General features: G+C 44.0%; 13 protein-coding genes. 7 read left to right on the top strand and 6 right to left on the bottom strand.

The window, feature by feature from the left end; all coding sequences use genetic code 11:
* Positions 1-51 precede the first annotated feature (51 nt).
* Positions 52-426 (top strand): hypothetical protein, encoded by a 375-nt coding sequence (locus tag IPP74_06750; protein MBL0318970.1) that lies wholly within the window; start codon positions 52-54, stop codon positions 424-426.
* A 483-nt stretch (positions 427-909) separates the two neighbouring features.
* Here the strand turns inward: IPP74_06750 and IPP74_06745 are convergent, their stop codons facing one another.
* Positions 910-1,419 carry a TIGR00645 family protein gene (locus IPP74_06745; protein MBL0318969.1) on the bottom strand — a complete coding sequence of 170 codons (510 nt, stop codon included), beginning with the start codon at positions 1,417-1,419 and terminating at the stop codon, positions 910-912.
* A gap of 437 nt (positions 1,420-1,856) precedes the next feature.
* On the opposite strand from IPP74_06745, the gene metW reads away from it, so the two are divergent.
* Entirely contained in the window at positions 1,857-2,489 is a 633-nt protein-coding gene (gene metW / locus IPP74_06740) for a methionine biosynthesis protein MetW (GenBank protein MBL0318968.1), read from the top strand.
* 60 nt (positions 2,490-2,549) lie between these two features.
* Here metW and trxB read toward each other — a convergent pair whose 3' ends face one another.
* On the bottom strand, positions 2,550-3,491 hold the full coding sequence (gene trxB, locus IPP74_06735; GenBank protein MBL0318967.1) for a thioredoxin-disulfide reductase: 942 nt from the start codon (positions 3,489-3,491) through the stop codon (positions 2,550-2,552).
* Positions 3,492-3,575: 84 nt separating this feature from the next.
* The gene (locus tag IPP74_06730; GenBank protein ID MBL0318966.1) at positions 3,576-4,178 is read right to left on the bottom strand and encodes a peroxiredoxin; all 603 of its coding nucleotides are present in this window, start codon (positions 4,176-4,178) and stop codon (positions 3,576-3,578) included.
* 103 nt (positions 4,179-4,281) lie between these two features.
* Between IPP74_06730 and nth the strand changes: the two genes are divergently transcribed.
* Together nth and IPP74_06720 are read left to right on the top strand one after the other, a co-directional pair.
* Positions 4,282-4,917 (top strand): endonuclease III, encoded by a 636-nt coding sequence (nth, locus tag IPP74_06725; GenBank protein MBL0318965.1) that lies wholly within the window; start codon positions 4,282-4,284, stop codon positions 4,915-4,917.
* Positions 4,918-5,054: 137 nt separating this feature from the next.
* Positions 5,055-6,350 carry an anthranilate synthase component I family protein gene (locus tag IPP74_06720; GenBank protein ID MBL0318964.1) on the top strand — a complete coding sequence of 432 codons (1,296 nt, stop codon included), beginning with the start codon at positions 5,055-5,057 and terminating at the stop codon, positions 6,348-6,350.
* Between the two features lie 39 nt (positions 6,351-6,389).
* Here the strand turns inward: IPP74_06720 and IPP74_06715 are convergent, their stop codons facing one another.
* The 3 genes from IPP74_06715 to IPP74_06705 form a co-directional block, all read right to left on the bottom strand.
* Positions 6,390-7,022, bottom strand: a complete 633-nt coding sequence (locus IPP74_06715; GenBank protein MBL0318963.1) for an ABC transporter substrate-binding protein — start codon at positions 7,020-7,022, stop codon at positions 6,390-6,392.
* Between the two features lie 25 nt (positions 7,023-7,047).
* Positions 7,048-7,863 (bottom strand): VacJ family lipoprotein, encoded by an 816-nt coding sequence (locus IPP74_06710; protein ID MBL0318962.1) that lies wholly within the window; start codon positions 7,861-7,863, stop codon positions 7,048-7,050.
* 259 nt (positions 7,864-8,122) lie between these two features.
* Positions 8,123-9,208, bottom strand: coding sequence for a methyltransferase domain-containing protein (locus tag IPP74_06705; protein ID MBL0318961.1), 1,086 nt, complete (start codon positions 9,206-9,208; stop codon positions 8,123-8,125).
* A gap of 114 nt (positions 9,209-9,322) precedes the next feature.
* Between IPP74_06705 and IPP74_06700 the strand changes: the two genes are divergently transcribed.
* The 3 genes from IPP74_06700 (at position 9,323) to IPP74_06690 (ending at position 13,543) form a co-directional block, all read left to right on the top strand.
* Entirely contained in the window at positions 9,323-10,528 is a 1,206-nt protein-coding gene (locus IPP74_06700) for a pyridoxal phosphate-dependent aminotransferase (protein ID MBL0318960.1), read from the top strand.
* Positions 10,529-10,603: 75 nt separating this feature from the next.
* Positions 10,604-12,481 (top strand): DNA mismatch repair endonuclease MutL, encoded by a 1,878-nt coding sequence (gene mutL, locus IPP74_06695; protein ID MBL0318959.1) that lies wholly within the window; start codon positions 10,604-10,606, stop codon positions 12,479-12,481.
* A gap of 18 nt (positions 12,482-12,499) precedes the next feature.
* Positions 12,500-13,543, top strand: a complete 1,044-nt coding sequence (locus IPP74_06690; protein MBL0318958.1) for a glycosyltransferase family 4 protein — start codon at positions 12,500-12,502, stop codon at positions 13,541-13,543.
* The last annotated feature ends 22 nt before the right edge of the window (positions 13,544-13,565 follow it).

Here is a 13,565-nt window from a genome sequence, read left to right as displayed (position 1 = left end):
ACTATATAAAAGGATCAAGAATTATTCTAACCGATATTGGTTTATAAAACTATGGCGCGTCAAAAAACAGGAACTGCCGTTGAGTTAACGGAACCCGTTAATGCATTCGATTTAGACATAAACCATGCTCAACTGCAGTATATTGATATCCTTACGAAGCAAGTTGACCTTTCATGGCGGCAAATTAAACAATATGATCCCTCGTACACCCAGGCCACGATTTATACAGAGCCCCCTGTTACGCCTGTGACTCATGATGCACAGATTGAACAATTAACGGCAAAGCGTGATGCCTATAAAACCAGGTTAGAGGCACTTAGAGCCCAGGAGGAAGCCCAGGAGGAAGCACATGAGCGCCATGGTGGTTTTACCACCAGGATCCTCGATAGTCTTTCCAGGCGTGCGGATAGATGCGGTATTCAGTAATTCATTCTTCCGCCGCAAGAGCACTCATCACTCTTCCTGTCTTCGTCAATGGGACACCTGAAACGAGGTTTTAGAGATCGATCAACTTTTTTCCTGACTTCTGCCAAATGTGAGGCTGTTTGGTTTCGTTTTTAATAGAATCATTGAATGACAGCATGTTGCCTTCCCACCTCCCCAACACCCCTCCTCACCGGTCTATACACCAGAGGAGGGGAGACAGGGAGTACTGCGCAACCTACTGTTTCGAAAACCTTATAGGTCTCTCGGAACTTTTCTATAATCGGGATACTAAGGCTACCGCTCTTGTTCTTCTAGGATCGCATGTACATCAAAGAAACATACCAAATCTCCGCAAGACACCCAAATCGAATTTTCTCATTCAATAACATATTGATTTATAATGATCTGAAATTTGAAATCTCAGTAGCCGACGAAAACAAGATATTATTATAATTAGAGACATTAGGGGCTGTCGTGGAGTAATTATTTATTCTTCATCACTTTGGTACTCGCTGCAATGCGATCCATCAGTGCCAGCATCACTCCAGATAACACAAACACAAAATGGATTATCACCATCCACATGATTTCATGTTCCGTAACGGAATTCACTTCCATAAAGACTTTTAAAAGATGGATTCCCGAAATTGCCACAATCGACGCAATCAGTTTTAGCTTTAAATTTGAGAAATCCACTGAACCATGCCACGCTGGCTGATCTTTGTGATTGTCAAAATCCATTTTCGACACAAAATTTTCATAGCCCGAAAAAATAACAATCAGCAACAGATTGCCTGCCAAAGAAAGGTCAATCAACGAAAGGACACCCAACACCGCATTGTTTTGCGTTAACGTGCCAACACTCGTAACCAAGTGATATAATTCCTGCATGAAACTGTAAAATAAAATGACAAGCGCCCCAACCAACCCAATGTAAAATGGAGCCATAATCCAGCGACTTGCAAATAACCCACGCTCAATTATTTTTTCAATAGGTCCTGACATGTTTTTATTCTCCTGAGAACAAAGGAAATAACGTGAATATTTATAACAAAAAAATGCGTACGTGTACACCCTTCAAGCAGACGATAATAGCCCAATTAGCGACCGGCATGGCACACTTTAGCAAAATCTTCTGATAGGCACAATAGACCAGTTTGCGCAATGCGTTTTCAGACGAAAAAGCAGCCTTAGTTTTGCTCTATTTGCGTATCATCCGATGTAATCCCTCTACAGCATGTGTGGTGTAGATGATTTTCGGATACCGACTGATCGGAGACTGAAAATACCTGGATAATGACGCTCAACAGTCTAGTTTTCTATCCTCGGGCAACGAACCTTATTCAACAATCACCGCCCTGTGGTTTGCTCCCTTTACTTTTCAGGACTTTATCGTACACTAGCCAGTATCATGAAATAACGAACAAGATATGCTCTTCACCATTGACCCTTATTTAAACCGCAGTGATTTACAGCTCATCGCAAACCTGGTTCCCCAAGGAGCTCGGGTATTGGATGTTGGCTGCGCCGACGGGTTATTGCTTTCATTTTTGCAAGACACTAAAAATGTCGATGCCAGAGGCATTGAAATTGCCCAGGATAATGTTAGCACCTGCGTTAAAAAAGGCCTTTCTGTTATTCAAGGCGATGCCGATGCTGACCTTCGGTATTTTGGTAATCAGATCTTTGACTATGCCATCGTCTCCAATTCCCTGCAGGCGACTCATCGGCCTAAAGATGTCCTGATAGAACTGCTGCGCATATCGCAGTATGTGATTGTGTCCGTCCCTAATTTTGCCCATTGGTATAATCGCTTTTATCTGTCGATAAAAGGACGGATGCCTGTAAGCAAGTTCCTCAGTTATGAGTGGTATAATACACCCAACATCCACTTTTGTACGATTAAGGACTTGGTGGTTCTATGTAAGGAAGTTGGAGCCACGATTGAAAAACGTTATTATATCGTCGATGATGGCCCGATCCCCTTTGGCACCTGCCCTATGATTGCCAATTTAGTTGGCAAACAAGGGGTGTTTGTTATTACTAAGCCCCAACAATTCTAAAGATTTTTATCTCAACAATGTCACAGATGCGATTTATAGCAGGCATTTTAAACCCGCTTATTACTCGCGCTCAGCCAAATAACGCTCCGCTTCCAAAGCTGCCATACAACCAGTACCAGCAGCAGTGACTGCCTGGCGATAAATCTTATCCTGCACATCCCCAGCAGCGTAAACACCGGCAATCTGTGTTTTGGTACTGTTTGGAGAGGTAATCAGATAACCTTCATGATCCATTTCTAACTGGCCTTTAAACAGGGCCGTATTAGGCACATGTCCAATGGCAATAAAAATTCCATCGACTTTAATTTCCTGGGTAGCGCCTGTTTTCGTGTTTTTTAATATTGCACCCGTTACCCCTAATGGCTCTTCTGTTCCCAAGACTTCGTCTAATTCATGATCCCAAATTACTTGAATTTTAGGATTCTTAAACAGACGATCCTGGAGAATTTTTTCCGAACGCAGTTTATCACGGCGATGCACCAACGTCACCTTACTTGCATGATTGGTTAAATAAAGCGCTTCTTCAACCGCGGTATTGCCGCCACCAATTACCATCACTTCTTTACCACGATAAAAGAAACCATCACAGGTTGCACATCCCGATACGCCAAACCCTTGAAATTTCTGCTCCGTATCCAGCCCCAGCCAGCGTGCCTGAGCACCCGTACAAATAATCACTGTTTCTGCACTATACGTATCGCCTGATTCGCCTTCGCAAACAAACGGACGTTTTGAAAAATCAACCGTTTTAATGTGATCGGTAATTAATGTTGCTCCTACATGGGCGGCCTGTTTCTCCATCTGTTCCATCATCCACGGACCTTGGACGACTTCAGCATAGCCGGGATAATTCTCAACATCAGTGGTAATCATCAACTGACCACCCGGTTGCATGCCCTGCACCAAGATTGGCTTTAAGTTTGCCCGCGCCGCGTAAATAGCTGCCGTGTATCCAGCAGGCCCCGATCCGATAATCAAAACGTTAGTTTGATGATTTGCCATGGTCATTACATCCTTTGAAGGTGAAGCTAAAAACAGACGAAAACAGGGCCGCTAGCGACCCTGTTTTATAAAACTTGTGGCCAATTAAAGATTGCCAGCATTTTGAGTAAGGTAATCAGCCACGCCCTCAGCCGTAGGTTTCATACCCGATTTACCCTTTTCCCAGCCAGCTGGACAGACTTCGCCGTGTTCTGTATGAAATTGCAGCGCATCAACCATACGAATGGCCTCATCCACATTACGTCCAAGTGGCAAATCATTGACGATCTGATGACGCACAACGCCTTTTTCATCAATCAGGAATGTGCCGCGTAATGCGAGAGAATCACGCACCAATACATCGTAGGCACGCGCAATATTTTTGCTGAGATCCGCAACAATCGGGAAACGAACATCACCAATACCACCTTTTTCAACCGGTGTTTTTTTCCAGGCTAAATGGGTAAAATGCGAATCAACCGAAATAGCAATCACTTTGGTATCAAGCTTTTCGAATTCTTCAATACGATTATCAAACGCAATAATTTCAGACGGGCACACAAACGTAAAATCAAGTGGATAGAAAAATAATATCCCTTTCTTTCCGCTGAGATAACGCAGCAAGTTAAAATTTTCATCAAACGTGTTATCCTGCATTACCGCAGTTGCGGTAAAATCTGGGGCGGGTTTTCCAACGAGAACAGCCATGGTTATCTCCTTTATTCTTAATTTGAAATAATCTCTACCGCATGTAAGATAGGGGCAAATCGTTGTGACTTCAAGGCTTATCAATATAATTTTAGTGAGAATTATGACCCCCAAAGCAATCAATACCATTTTCCGGCGTTTTTCAGATCTAAACCCAGAGCCTAAAACAGAATTGGTCTATACTAACACATATACCTTATTGGTTGCGGTTGTCCTTTCTGCCCAGGCAACCGACGTTGGGGTCAACAAAGCCACAGCCGCCCTTTTTTCGAAAGTCAGCACCCCCGAAGAAATGCTTGAACTCGGCGAAGAAACGCTTAAATCCTATATTAAAACCATTGGCCTGTATCAATCCAAGGCAACCTACATCATCGCCCTTAGCAAACGACTGGTTGATGCTTTTGGAAGCAACGTCCCGACGGCTCTTGAAGATCTTCAATCACTTCCTGGTGTTGGGCGCAAAACTGCCAATGTTGTGCTTAATTGTGCATTTGGGATGCCAACCATGGCTGTGGATACACATGTCTTTCGTGTCAGCAATCGTTTAGGACTGGTTCATGAAAAAACACCTGAAGCCACAGAAAAAGCCTTGCTTAACGCAATTCCTAAAACCTGGATGATACATGCCCATCACTGGCTTATTCTTCATGGGCGTTATATTTGCAAAGCTCGCAAGCCCGAATGTTATCGCTGCCCCGTGTCTGATCTATGTGAGTTTACTGCAAAAACCACGTCATAAACGGTAATGCTTGGCCCGTATAGACTTGGCATCCAGCCAGTGTACCTATCACAAGGAATGATAAAAACAGTGAAAAAATAATGCGCATCGGTTAGTCTCCTCAAATCTTACTTATGTCATCCTACACGGTCCCCACGATGAGAACAACGGTTTTAGAACAATGGATAGATCCTCTAGCTTGCGCACACAAGCTTAACCAGACGACCGCTGCAATGGTATTTCTTCATTCGTCACGTGCATATGATTATAGCGGCCGCTATTCCTATTTGGCCTGGGATCCAGCACACACCATCCAAGGCAGCGATCTTGGCCCTCTTCATGCAGCGCTTGATCAACCACATCACCCCACATCCAAACACTGGTTTGGCTATCTGGGTTATGGGATTAAAAACCAACTTGAGCATCTTCCTCACGATACAGCTTCGTTTGTGAACTTACCGGATTACTGGTTTAGCCAGTTTCATTCTACGCTCCTCTTTGATCATGAAAAACAAGTGGTTACCCTGGTTGGCGATAAAGACGCCTCCCATGATCTTTTTGATATGACCTCACCTACGCTTACCTCGCTTCCAAGCGTTGTCGCCCTTCATAGCAACATGACTAAATCAGACTACCTTAACCATGTTGAAACCTTGCAAAAAGCCATTGAAGCAGGTGATCTATATGAAGCAAATCTTACCCGTAAATTTGGGGGCCATTTTGTTTCCACACCTGATTCATTTGATTGCTTTTTGCATTTAACCAAAGCAAGCCCGTCTCCCTATAGTGCGTTTATCCGCTTTGACGATAAGACAGTCATCTCATCATCTCCTGAGCGATTTTTAAGCATTGATGATAACGGTCTGGTGAATGCACGTCCCATTAAAGGCTCCTTCCCCCGTCACGCTAATCCAGCAGAAGATAACCGTCTCAAACAAGCGCTCTTTCTAAGCGACAAAGATCGCTGTGAGAATCTTATGATCGTTGATTTGATGCGCAATGATTTATCAAAATCATGCGTTTCCGGAAGTGTTCAAGTGCCGGCTCTATTTGAAGTAAGCAGCTTTCCGCACATTCATCATATGTCCTCCACCATCACAGGTCAGAAACGTGAAGACATAACCTCACTCTCCTTGGTACTTGGATGCTTCCCTCCTGGCTCGATGACTGGAGCGCCTAAAATTAAAGCCATGGAATGGTGCAGCAACCTGGAAAAAATGTCCCGTGGAATTTATTCAGGGTGTTTAGGATGGTTTTCAAATCAGGATGATTCATGCGATTTATCGGTGGTCATTCGCACGATTGTGATGCAGGGCAATCGATTTGAGTTCCAGGTTGGCGGCGCTATAATTTATGATTCTGTTCCCGAATCAGAATGGCAAGAAACCCTCATCAAAGCAAAAGGCATTTGTAATGCCCTTGGAATTACCTCTGTTGAGATAGCCAAGCTATGAGCGATACGTAAGTATCGCTCACAAGCTTTTTGTCATTCTTTATTTCTTTGCTTGATTTGATAGGTTTTGAGCCCTTAATTCCAAGGTCCGTTTTTCCAAACGGGACATGAATGTCTCCAATCCATCGGTCTGAATTGCGGCTGTAAAATCGGAACGCTGAGTCGACAACAAGCTTACGCCTTCAGCAACAATATCAAACACTTTAAACTGGCTACCCGTTTTACGAACACGGTAATCAACCAACATCGGCTGCTGTCCTGCACGTTTAATCTCTGTTTGAACATAATATTCGTCTTCTCGATCTTTATGAACCCGCTTTACTTCGAAGGTCTCATTCGTGTATTCACGGAATTTAGGCACATAACTGCTAATAATAAATTCTTTATAATCAGTCTGATAATGTTTCTTTTGCTCTTCCGAAGCCGTACGCCAGCTTTTGCCGATCACAAAACGACCAATCCAGTTGACATCCACGGTTTGCAGGAAGATATCTGTCAATTTTGCTTCTTTTGCATTATCCGATATAGATTGATCTTTTAAGAGATTAACCGTCTTGTTACCCGCATCGATGATAAACTGCTTTACCTGCTCTTCATTGGCATGAGCCTGAGGCGAAACAAACAATAATACGGCCAAAACCGCGTTTAAGAAAAACAATCCTTTTTTTGACATAGTCCACCTATTTTATTCAAAACGATTAAGGAGCTTCAATTAATTTGCCATTACGAATAGCGCTGTCACGGCTTTGAAGATATAAACTGCGAACCGTAGCATAGCGATCAAACGATACTTTTTCAATTTGATCGGTTAAATCAAGCAGATGTTCACGCTCATCAATAACAGATACGGCCTTGTAGCTAATATACACGGTATCATCGTTAATATAGGTCATTGGGTCAACAAAAAAATCAACCACCATCCCTACCGCATCACGGACACTGCTTGGGCCAAGCACCGGTATAACTAGGTACGGCCCCGAAGACACCCCATAAACGCCTAACGTCTGGCCAAAATCTTCCTGACGGTAATTGAGCCCGACCTGCTCAGCAAAGTCAAACATACCGCCCAAGCCAAAGGTAGTATTAAAAAACATACGCCAGAAGGTCGTAAATGAATGTTTTACATCACCTTGAGCCACGGCGTTTACAAACACCACAGGCTCACCCAGGTTACGCAGCACACCATGGATACGATCGCGGCCCCAGGTTGGAACAACAGCGCGATAAGCCCTAGCTAACGGCTTAAACAGCACATTATCAATACCTTCATTGACCTTATACACCGCACGATTAAACGGCTCAATGGGATCAAACTGCTTTGGATTTGAGTAAACATCGATGTAATTATCATCCGCATATTCATGCGACGCAGGAACCTGCTTATCCAGGACTTCCGCGTGGGCTTCAGCAACTGAAAATGCGCCGATTCCTATGATAACAGCCGAAAAAATAACATTTTTAAAATATGACATAAAAACCGTTGATGATAATGAATCACTAGTCATGCTAAGCATATTGTCCTTATAATTGGTTAATATGCCCTCATTAGAATAGTACACGTCCGAGCTGACATCTTTTCTGGCCTCTATTTGCCATACCAAAAAACGCCTGACCGTGAACGACACGCACCATTCAGCTCCAACATAGTCTAATTTTAATTAAAAAGAAACATCATCCCGCCTGCCATAAAACATTTTTTTAAAACCGTGGTAGATTAGTCACACTCTCCCATCCATCCCCCTGTGAAAACGCACCCATAAATAGAAAAATCCATTAGGATACGGTTGAAATTCCTATTTGTGCATCATCTGCAATCGCAGGCACCGCACTAATCGCCTTCTTTTGGAAAACATATGCAACACCCGGCTTATCTTTATAAAGTTTAAATTCTTCTTTAGTCACCATTTCTAACCCGACATCGACACCTAGCGTCTCTACATAAGAAGGTGAATGGACAAACGATTCGAGGGTTGGAACCATATGAAATCCGGGCTCATCGTCTTTTTGAATGGTAAAGATATAAAGGCCTCTTGGGGCCAACTTAGCTGCAACCCCCGTAAACACAACGGAAAGATCGCCAATAAATTCAAATAACCCAGCAGCCACAATCACATCAAAGGTTTCATCCGCCTCTGAAGCGTAAGTCTGAACATCTATTTCCTTCACAAAGTTATAGGTCGCCCGCTCATGGACCAACCGTTGACGGGCGCGATCCAGCATCTGCACTGAGATATCGATCCCCTTTATTTTAAAGGCCATGTCATTTTCTCTAAACAGCGCAGCACACAAACCAGTGCCACATCCTAAATCCAGGATACTCCATTTATCGTTTTGCGTTTTATCAAAATGGGTTCTGGCAATTTCAAAACATTTTTCGTGCCCACGATATTCTTGGGTCTGCACATATTCATTATCATAGTCAGCCGCAATATGGTTAAAATAATCCTTTACAACCCCCAAAGGAAGGTCGTTCACATCTGAGCGCCCCTGGAGCAATGCCAACATATAATGGGCCTCTTGATGGTTGGGATCAAGGGCCAATACTCTTTGAAAATTGCCCAGTGCTTTATCATTTTTTGCCTGCAAATAATGACATCTGCCCAATTGATAGATGGCAGGCACATACTCAGGATAGAACCGTAACAACATGTTAAACCGGAAAACAGCATCCTTTAAATGCCCCTTTTCCAAATGGCTCATGCCAAGGTTATAGTTGGTTGAAACAAGATCTTTCATCTTTTCGCGCGCGCCCATTAATTCATCATAGGCAACCTTAAAACGAGTTTGTACAAATTGGTTTACTTGTACGGCCCCCTGCTGAAAACTATCCAAAGCCTTAATACGAAACTGTTTGAGCATATACATTAATTTCTTGTCTAGATGTGCGTTTCACTGTATACCTCTTGGTGCTATTTGACAAGCCACCGCCTCATTTTGCAATGAAACTTCAGATAATCCCAAAAGGTCGTCCTTATGTCATCATTTATCGCAGATCGTTTAAATTCCATTAAACCCTCCCCAACAATTGCCGTTACCATGAAGGCCCAGGAGCTAAAAGCAGCGGGCAAAGATGTGATTGGCCTTGGCGCTGGTGAGCCCGATTTTGACACTCCTGACTCCATCAAGAAGGCCGCAACGGAGGCCATGAACAAGGGTGATACCAAATATACTGCCGTTGATGGAACCGCCGCATTAAAGAAAGCTATCTGCGCAAAATTCAAGCGTGAAAATAATCTTGATTATGATCCTTCCCAAATTACCGTTGGCTGCGGAGGGAAGCAAGTTATCTATAACGCCATGTTTGCCACCCTTAATCCTGGGGATGAAGTGATTATCCCGGCTCCTTACTGGGTTTCATACCCCGATATCGTGGCGCTTGCCCAAGGCACGCCGGTTATCGTTCAAACCAAATCCATAGATAATTTTAAAGTTTCTCCTGCTGATCTTGAAAAAGCCATCACCCCTAAAACCAAGTGGCTGATCCTCAATTCGCCAAGCAATCCAACCGGAGCCGCCTATACTAAACCAGAACTAAAAGCCCTGGCCGATGTCCTTGAAAAACACCCGCACGTCTATGTCATGACCGATGATATTTATGAGCATATCATCTATGATGGCTTTGCATTCCACACATTCGCTGAAGTAGCTCCGAATCTGTATGACCGCATCTTGACGGTGAACGGCGTTTCAAAAGCCTATTCCATGACAGGATGGCGTATTGGCTATGCTGGTGGCCCTAAAAACCTGATCAAAGCCATTGCCATACTCCAATCGCAAAGCACGTCTAATCCATGCTCTATCAGCCAGGCAGCCGCTGTAGAAGCACTGAATGGCGATCAATCCTTCTTGAAAACATGGCGCGACGCTTTTCAAAGCCGCCGCGACTTGGTCGTGAAGAAATTGAATCAGATTCCTGGTTTGGATTGCAACAATCCCGAGGGCGCGTTCTACGTTTTTCCGTCTTGTGAAGGATTATTTGGCAAAAAAACACCCCAGGGTGCGATATTGCAAAATAGCAATGATGTCGGAGCTTATTTACTTGAACAGGCTCTCACTGCCGTAGTGCCAGGTATTGCTTTTGGTGCGGAAGGTTTCTTTAGAATTTCATACGCAACCTCCGAAGCTTTACTGACAGAGGCCTGCGATAGGATTGCTAAAGCTATTGGTGAATTAAAGTAATTTTTCACTTATACGTTTTATCCGCCCTGTACGTTATGTGTACGGCATATCGAATTTAAACCTGTGGAGACGCCCATGTCCATTAGGATACTTCCGCCATTGGTTGTTAACCGCATAGCTGCTGGCGAAGTGGTTGAGCGCCCTGCCTCAGTGGTCAAGGAATTGACTGAAAATGCGATGGATGCCGGGGCCAAAACGCTTGATATTACCATCCATCAAGGTGGACGAAATTTAATCCGTATCCACGATAACGGCCACGGCATGTCTCCTGATGAATTGCCGTTAGCCCTTGAACGCTACGCCACCTCAAAACTGGAAGATGACACACTGCTAACCATAAACCACTTTGGGTTTCGTGGCGAAGCCTTGCCAACCATAGCCAGTGTTTCGCGTTTAAGCATTTCTTCTCACAAAAAAGGCACACATGAAGCCTGGAAAATCATGGTTGAAGGAGGCCTCAAACATGATGTTGTTCCAATATCACTGCCAGAAGGAACGGTGGTTGAAGTACGCGATTTGTTTTATGCAACCCCGGCACGGCTTAAATTCTTAAAGTCCGAACGAACAGAACTTCAGCAGATCCAGGAACTCATCAAGAAATTTGCCCTGGTCCATCCCTCTATTTCTTTCACCTTAAACACCGAACAAGGCGTTAATCTGCACTATCCAGCCACCACCACCGATCTGGACGGCTTCAAGCAACGCATTACTCAGGTTCTTGGAAAAGAATTTAAGGACAATCTTCTTCCTATACAAGGCACTCATCAAGGCCTGGAACTGAAGGGGTTTATAGGACTCCCTACGTTTAATCGTAAAACTTCTGCCTATCAATTTTTCTATGTCAATCAGCGCCCTATTCAGAGTCGTTTACTTCAAGGTACCCTGCGCGCCGCCTATCAGGATGTCCTGGGCCACGATAGCTATCCTATTGCCATCCTCTTTTTAACGCTGCCTACCGATGAAGTCGATGTCAATGTCCACCCGGCCAAAACCGAAGTACGCTTTCGCGATGACTCTCTCATACGTCACTTGGTTTATAGCTGCGCCAAGGATGCAATACGTCAACATGGGCATCACACATCAACCACCGTTTCCGACCAGGCCCTTCAATTGTTGGAAACGCGCTATACCAAGCAAGGAGCTTCCGAGCAGACAGCGCCTACTTACCCCTCCTCGTCGTCGCCTTATGTCCCCAGCAAACATTCGCACCCCCTGCATTCCCTCTATCAACCACTGTCTCCATCGGGTATTTCCGCCCATGAGCAATCCTCAAAACCTACTTTATTTGAACCGATCCCGCCTTCTTTAAAAACAGAACAATCGGAATCTGAACCCAATTTTTCTTCGGATATCCAAGCACTCGCAGAATCTCATCCGTTAGGAGCTGCCAAATGTCAGCTCCATAAAACCTATATTGTCGCCCAAACACACGACAGCATTATTATCGTTGATCAGCATGCCGCACATGAACGCATTACCCTGGAAAAACTAAAAACAGCTTCTCACGATAAAACACCGCACTCCCAACGGTTGCTGATCCCTGAAGTAATAGAAGCGCATGAGGCGGCTATTGAAAAGCTTATGGACCTTCAATCCTTTTTTCAAAAACTAGGATTATTCTACGAACGCTTTGGCGATGCAGCCATCATTGTCAAATCATTGCCCTCCCTGTTTAAAGATGTCAACCCCAAGGAATTAATGCGTGATGTCCTGGATGAACTCCACGAACATGGCGTTGCAGGAAATGTGGAAGAACGCATCAATCATCGCCTTGCCACCTATGCCTGCCACCACAGCATCCGTGCTGGCCGTTTTTTATCTATTGCCGAAATGAATCAATTATTGCGCGATATGGAGTCCACGCCTCTTACCGGCCAATGTAATCATGGACGACCAACCTATGTTAAGCTAAGCTTAAATGACATCGAACGATTATTTGGACGAAAAGAATAAAAAATAAGGAATAAATCTATGTCATTTACCCTTAATGAATCGTGGGTCATCCTGGCCATCCTCCTTACCCTCATCAGCGTAGGTGGAACAAAATTCCTCATCAAGTATTTAGTAACGCTGGATTTTTTTGATGTTCCCGTATCACGCAGCAATCATACAAACCCGGTAGTAAAGGGTGGAGGAATCATTATTTTTGCCTGTCTAGCTGTTGGATGGTTATTAGCGCCGGTTTTAACATTAGATATGGCAGGCCCTACCAATCTTCCCCTGCCTTTATTTATAGGTGCCGCTGTGTTGTTTGCCATCTCTTTACTGGATGATATTCGCCACATACCATTTATCTTACGACTAACCTTTCATGGAGGCGCCGTTGCTTTTGTCATGTGGCAAATGCCTTTTTCGGGACACTTCTTTTCAACATCGCTTCCTCTCTGGGTTGATCAGGCGTTGACCTGGGCATTATGGGTGTGGTTTATCAATGCGTTTAATTTTATGGATGGGATTGATGGTATCAGCAGCATAGAATCCATCGCTATCTGCCTGGGTGTTGCCCTTTTTTGCTTGTTATTCCATCTTCCTATTTCATTACTGGTTATATGCGTCATTATTGCGTTGGCGTGCGGTGGCTTTTTGATCTGGAACTGGCATCCGGCTAACATTTTCTTAGGCGACAGTGGCAGTATTGTTTTAGGATTTATCCTAGGTTACCTCTTGTTATCGCTTGCCAACCACGGCTATAGTATTGCAGCCTTCATTATCCCGCTTTATTATCTAATGGATACCGGGATTACGATTTTAAAACGCCTGCTTGATAAACAAAAAATATGGGAAGCCCACAGCAACCATTTTTACCAACAAGCTGTACGCTCTGGAAAATCGCATGCGTTTGTGGTTAAGCTAGTGACTCTGGTTAATCTATGGCTGATCGCTTTTGCCTGGTTAAGCCTTACTTATCCTCGCCTATCGCTTGCATTTTCGGTGTGGATTATCATTGGCTTGCTGGCATCACTCACTAATAAAATTCCGAGTCAACTAAAGAACTTAATGAAAGATCGACCCTAAAAGACTTATTTTACATGCTCTC

It is taken from the genome of Alphaproteobacteria bacterium (assembly GCA_016722515.1).
In the GTDB taxonomy this organism is placed as follows: domain Bacteria; phylum Pseudomonadota; class Alphaproteobacteria; order Rickettsiales; family JADKJE01; genus JADKJE01.
This window is presented reverse-complemented; position numbering and strand designations above follow the sequence as displayed.

Bases quoted from the DNA above. Each gene is read 5' to 3' on its own strand.
- IPP74_06710 (MBL0318962.1), bottom strand. From the start codon at position 7,863: ATGCTTAGCATGACTAGTGATTCATTATCATCAACGGTTTTTATGTCA.
- metW (MBL0318968.1), top strand. From the start codon at position 1,857: ATGCTCTTCACCATTGACCCTTATTTAAACCGCAGTGATTTACAGCTC.
- nth (MBL0318965.1), top strand. From the start codon at position 4,282: ATGACCCCCAAAGCAATCAATACCATTTTCCGGCGTTTTTCAGATCTA.
- IPP74_06750 (MBL0318970.1), top strand. From the start codon at position 52: ATGGCGCGTCAAAAAACAGGAACTGCCGTTGAGTTAACGGAACCCGTT.
- IPP74_06730 (MBL0318966.1), bottom strand. From the start codon at position 4,178: ATGGCTGTTCTCGTTGGAAAACCCGCCCCAGATTTTACCGCAACTGCG.
- IPP74_06705 (MBL0318961.1), bottom strand. From the start codon at position 9,208: ATGCTCAAACAGTTTCGTATTAAGGCTTTGGATAGTTTTCAGCAGGGG.
- IPP74_06715 (MBL0318963.1), bottom strand. From the start codon at position 7,022: ATGTCAAAAAAAGGATTGTTTTTCTTAAACGCGGTTTTGGCCGTATTA.
- IPP74_06690 (MBL0318958.1), top strand. From the start codon at position 12,500: ATGTCATTTACCCTTAATGAATCGTGGGTCATCCTGGCCATCCTCCTT.
- IPP74_06700 (MBL0318960.1), top strand. From the start codon at position 9,323: ATGTCATCATTTATCGCAGATCGTTTAAATTCCATTAAACCCTCCCCA.
- mutL (MBL0318959.1), top strand. From the start codon at position 10,604: ATGTCCATTAGGATACTTCCGCCATTGGTTGTTAACCGCATAGCTGCT.
- trxB (MBL0318967.1), bottom strand. From the start codon at position 3,491: ATGGCAAATCATCAAACTAACGTTTTGATTATCGGATCGGGGCCTGCT.
- IPP74_06720 (MBL0318964.1), top strand. From the start codon at position 5,055: ATGAGAACAACGGTTTTAGAACAATGGATAGATCCTCTAGCTTGCGCA.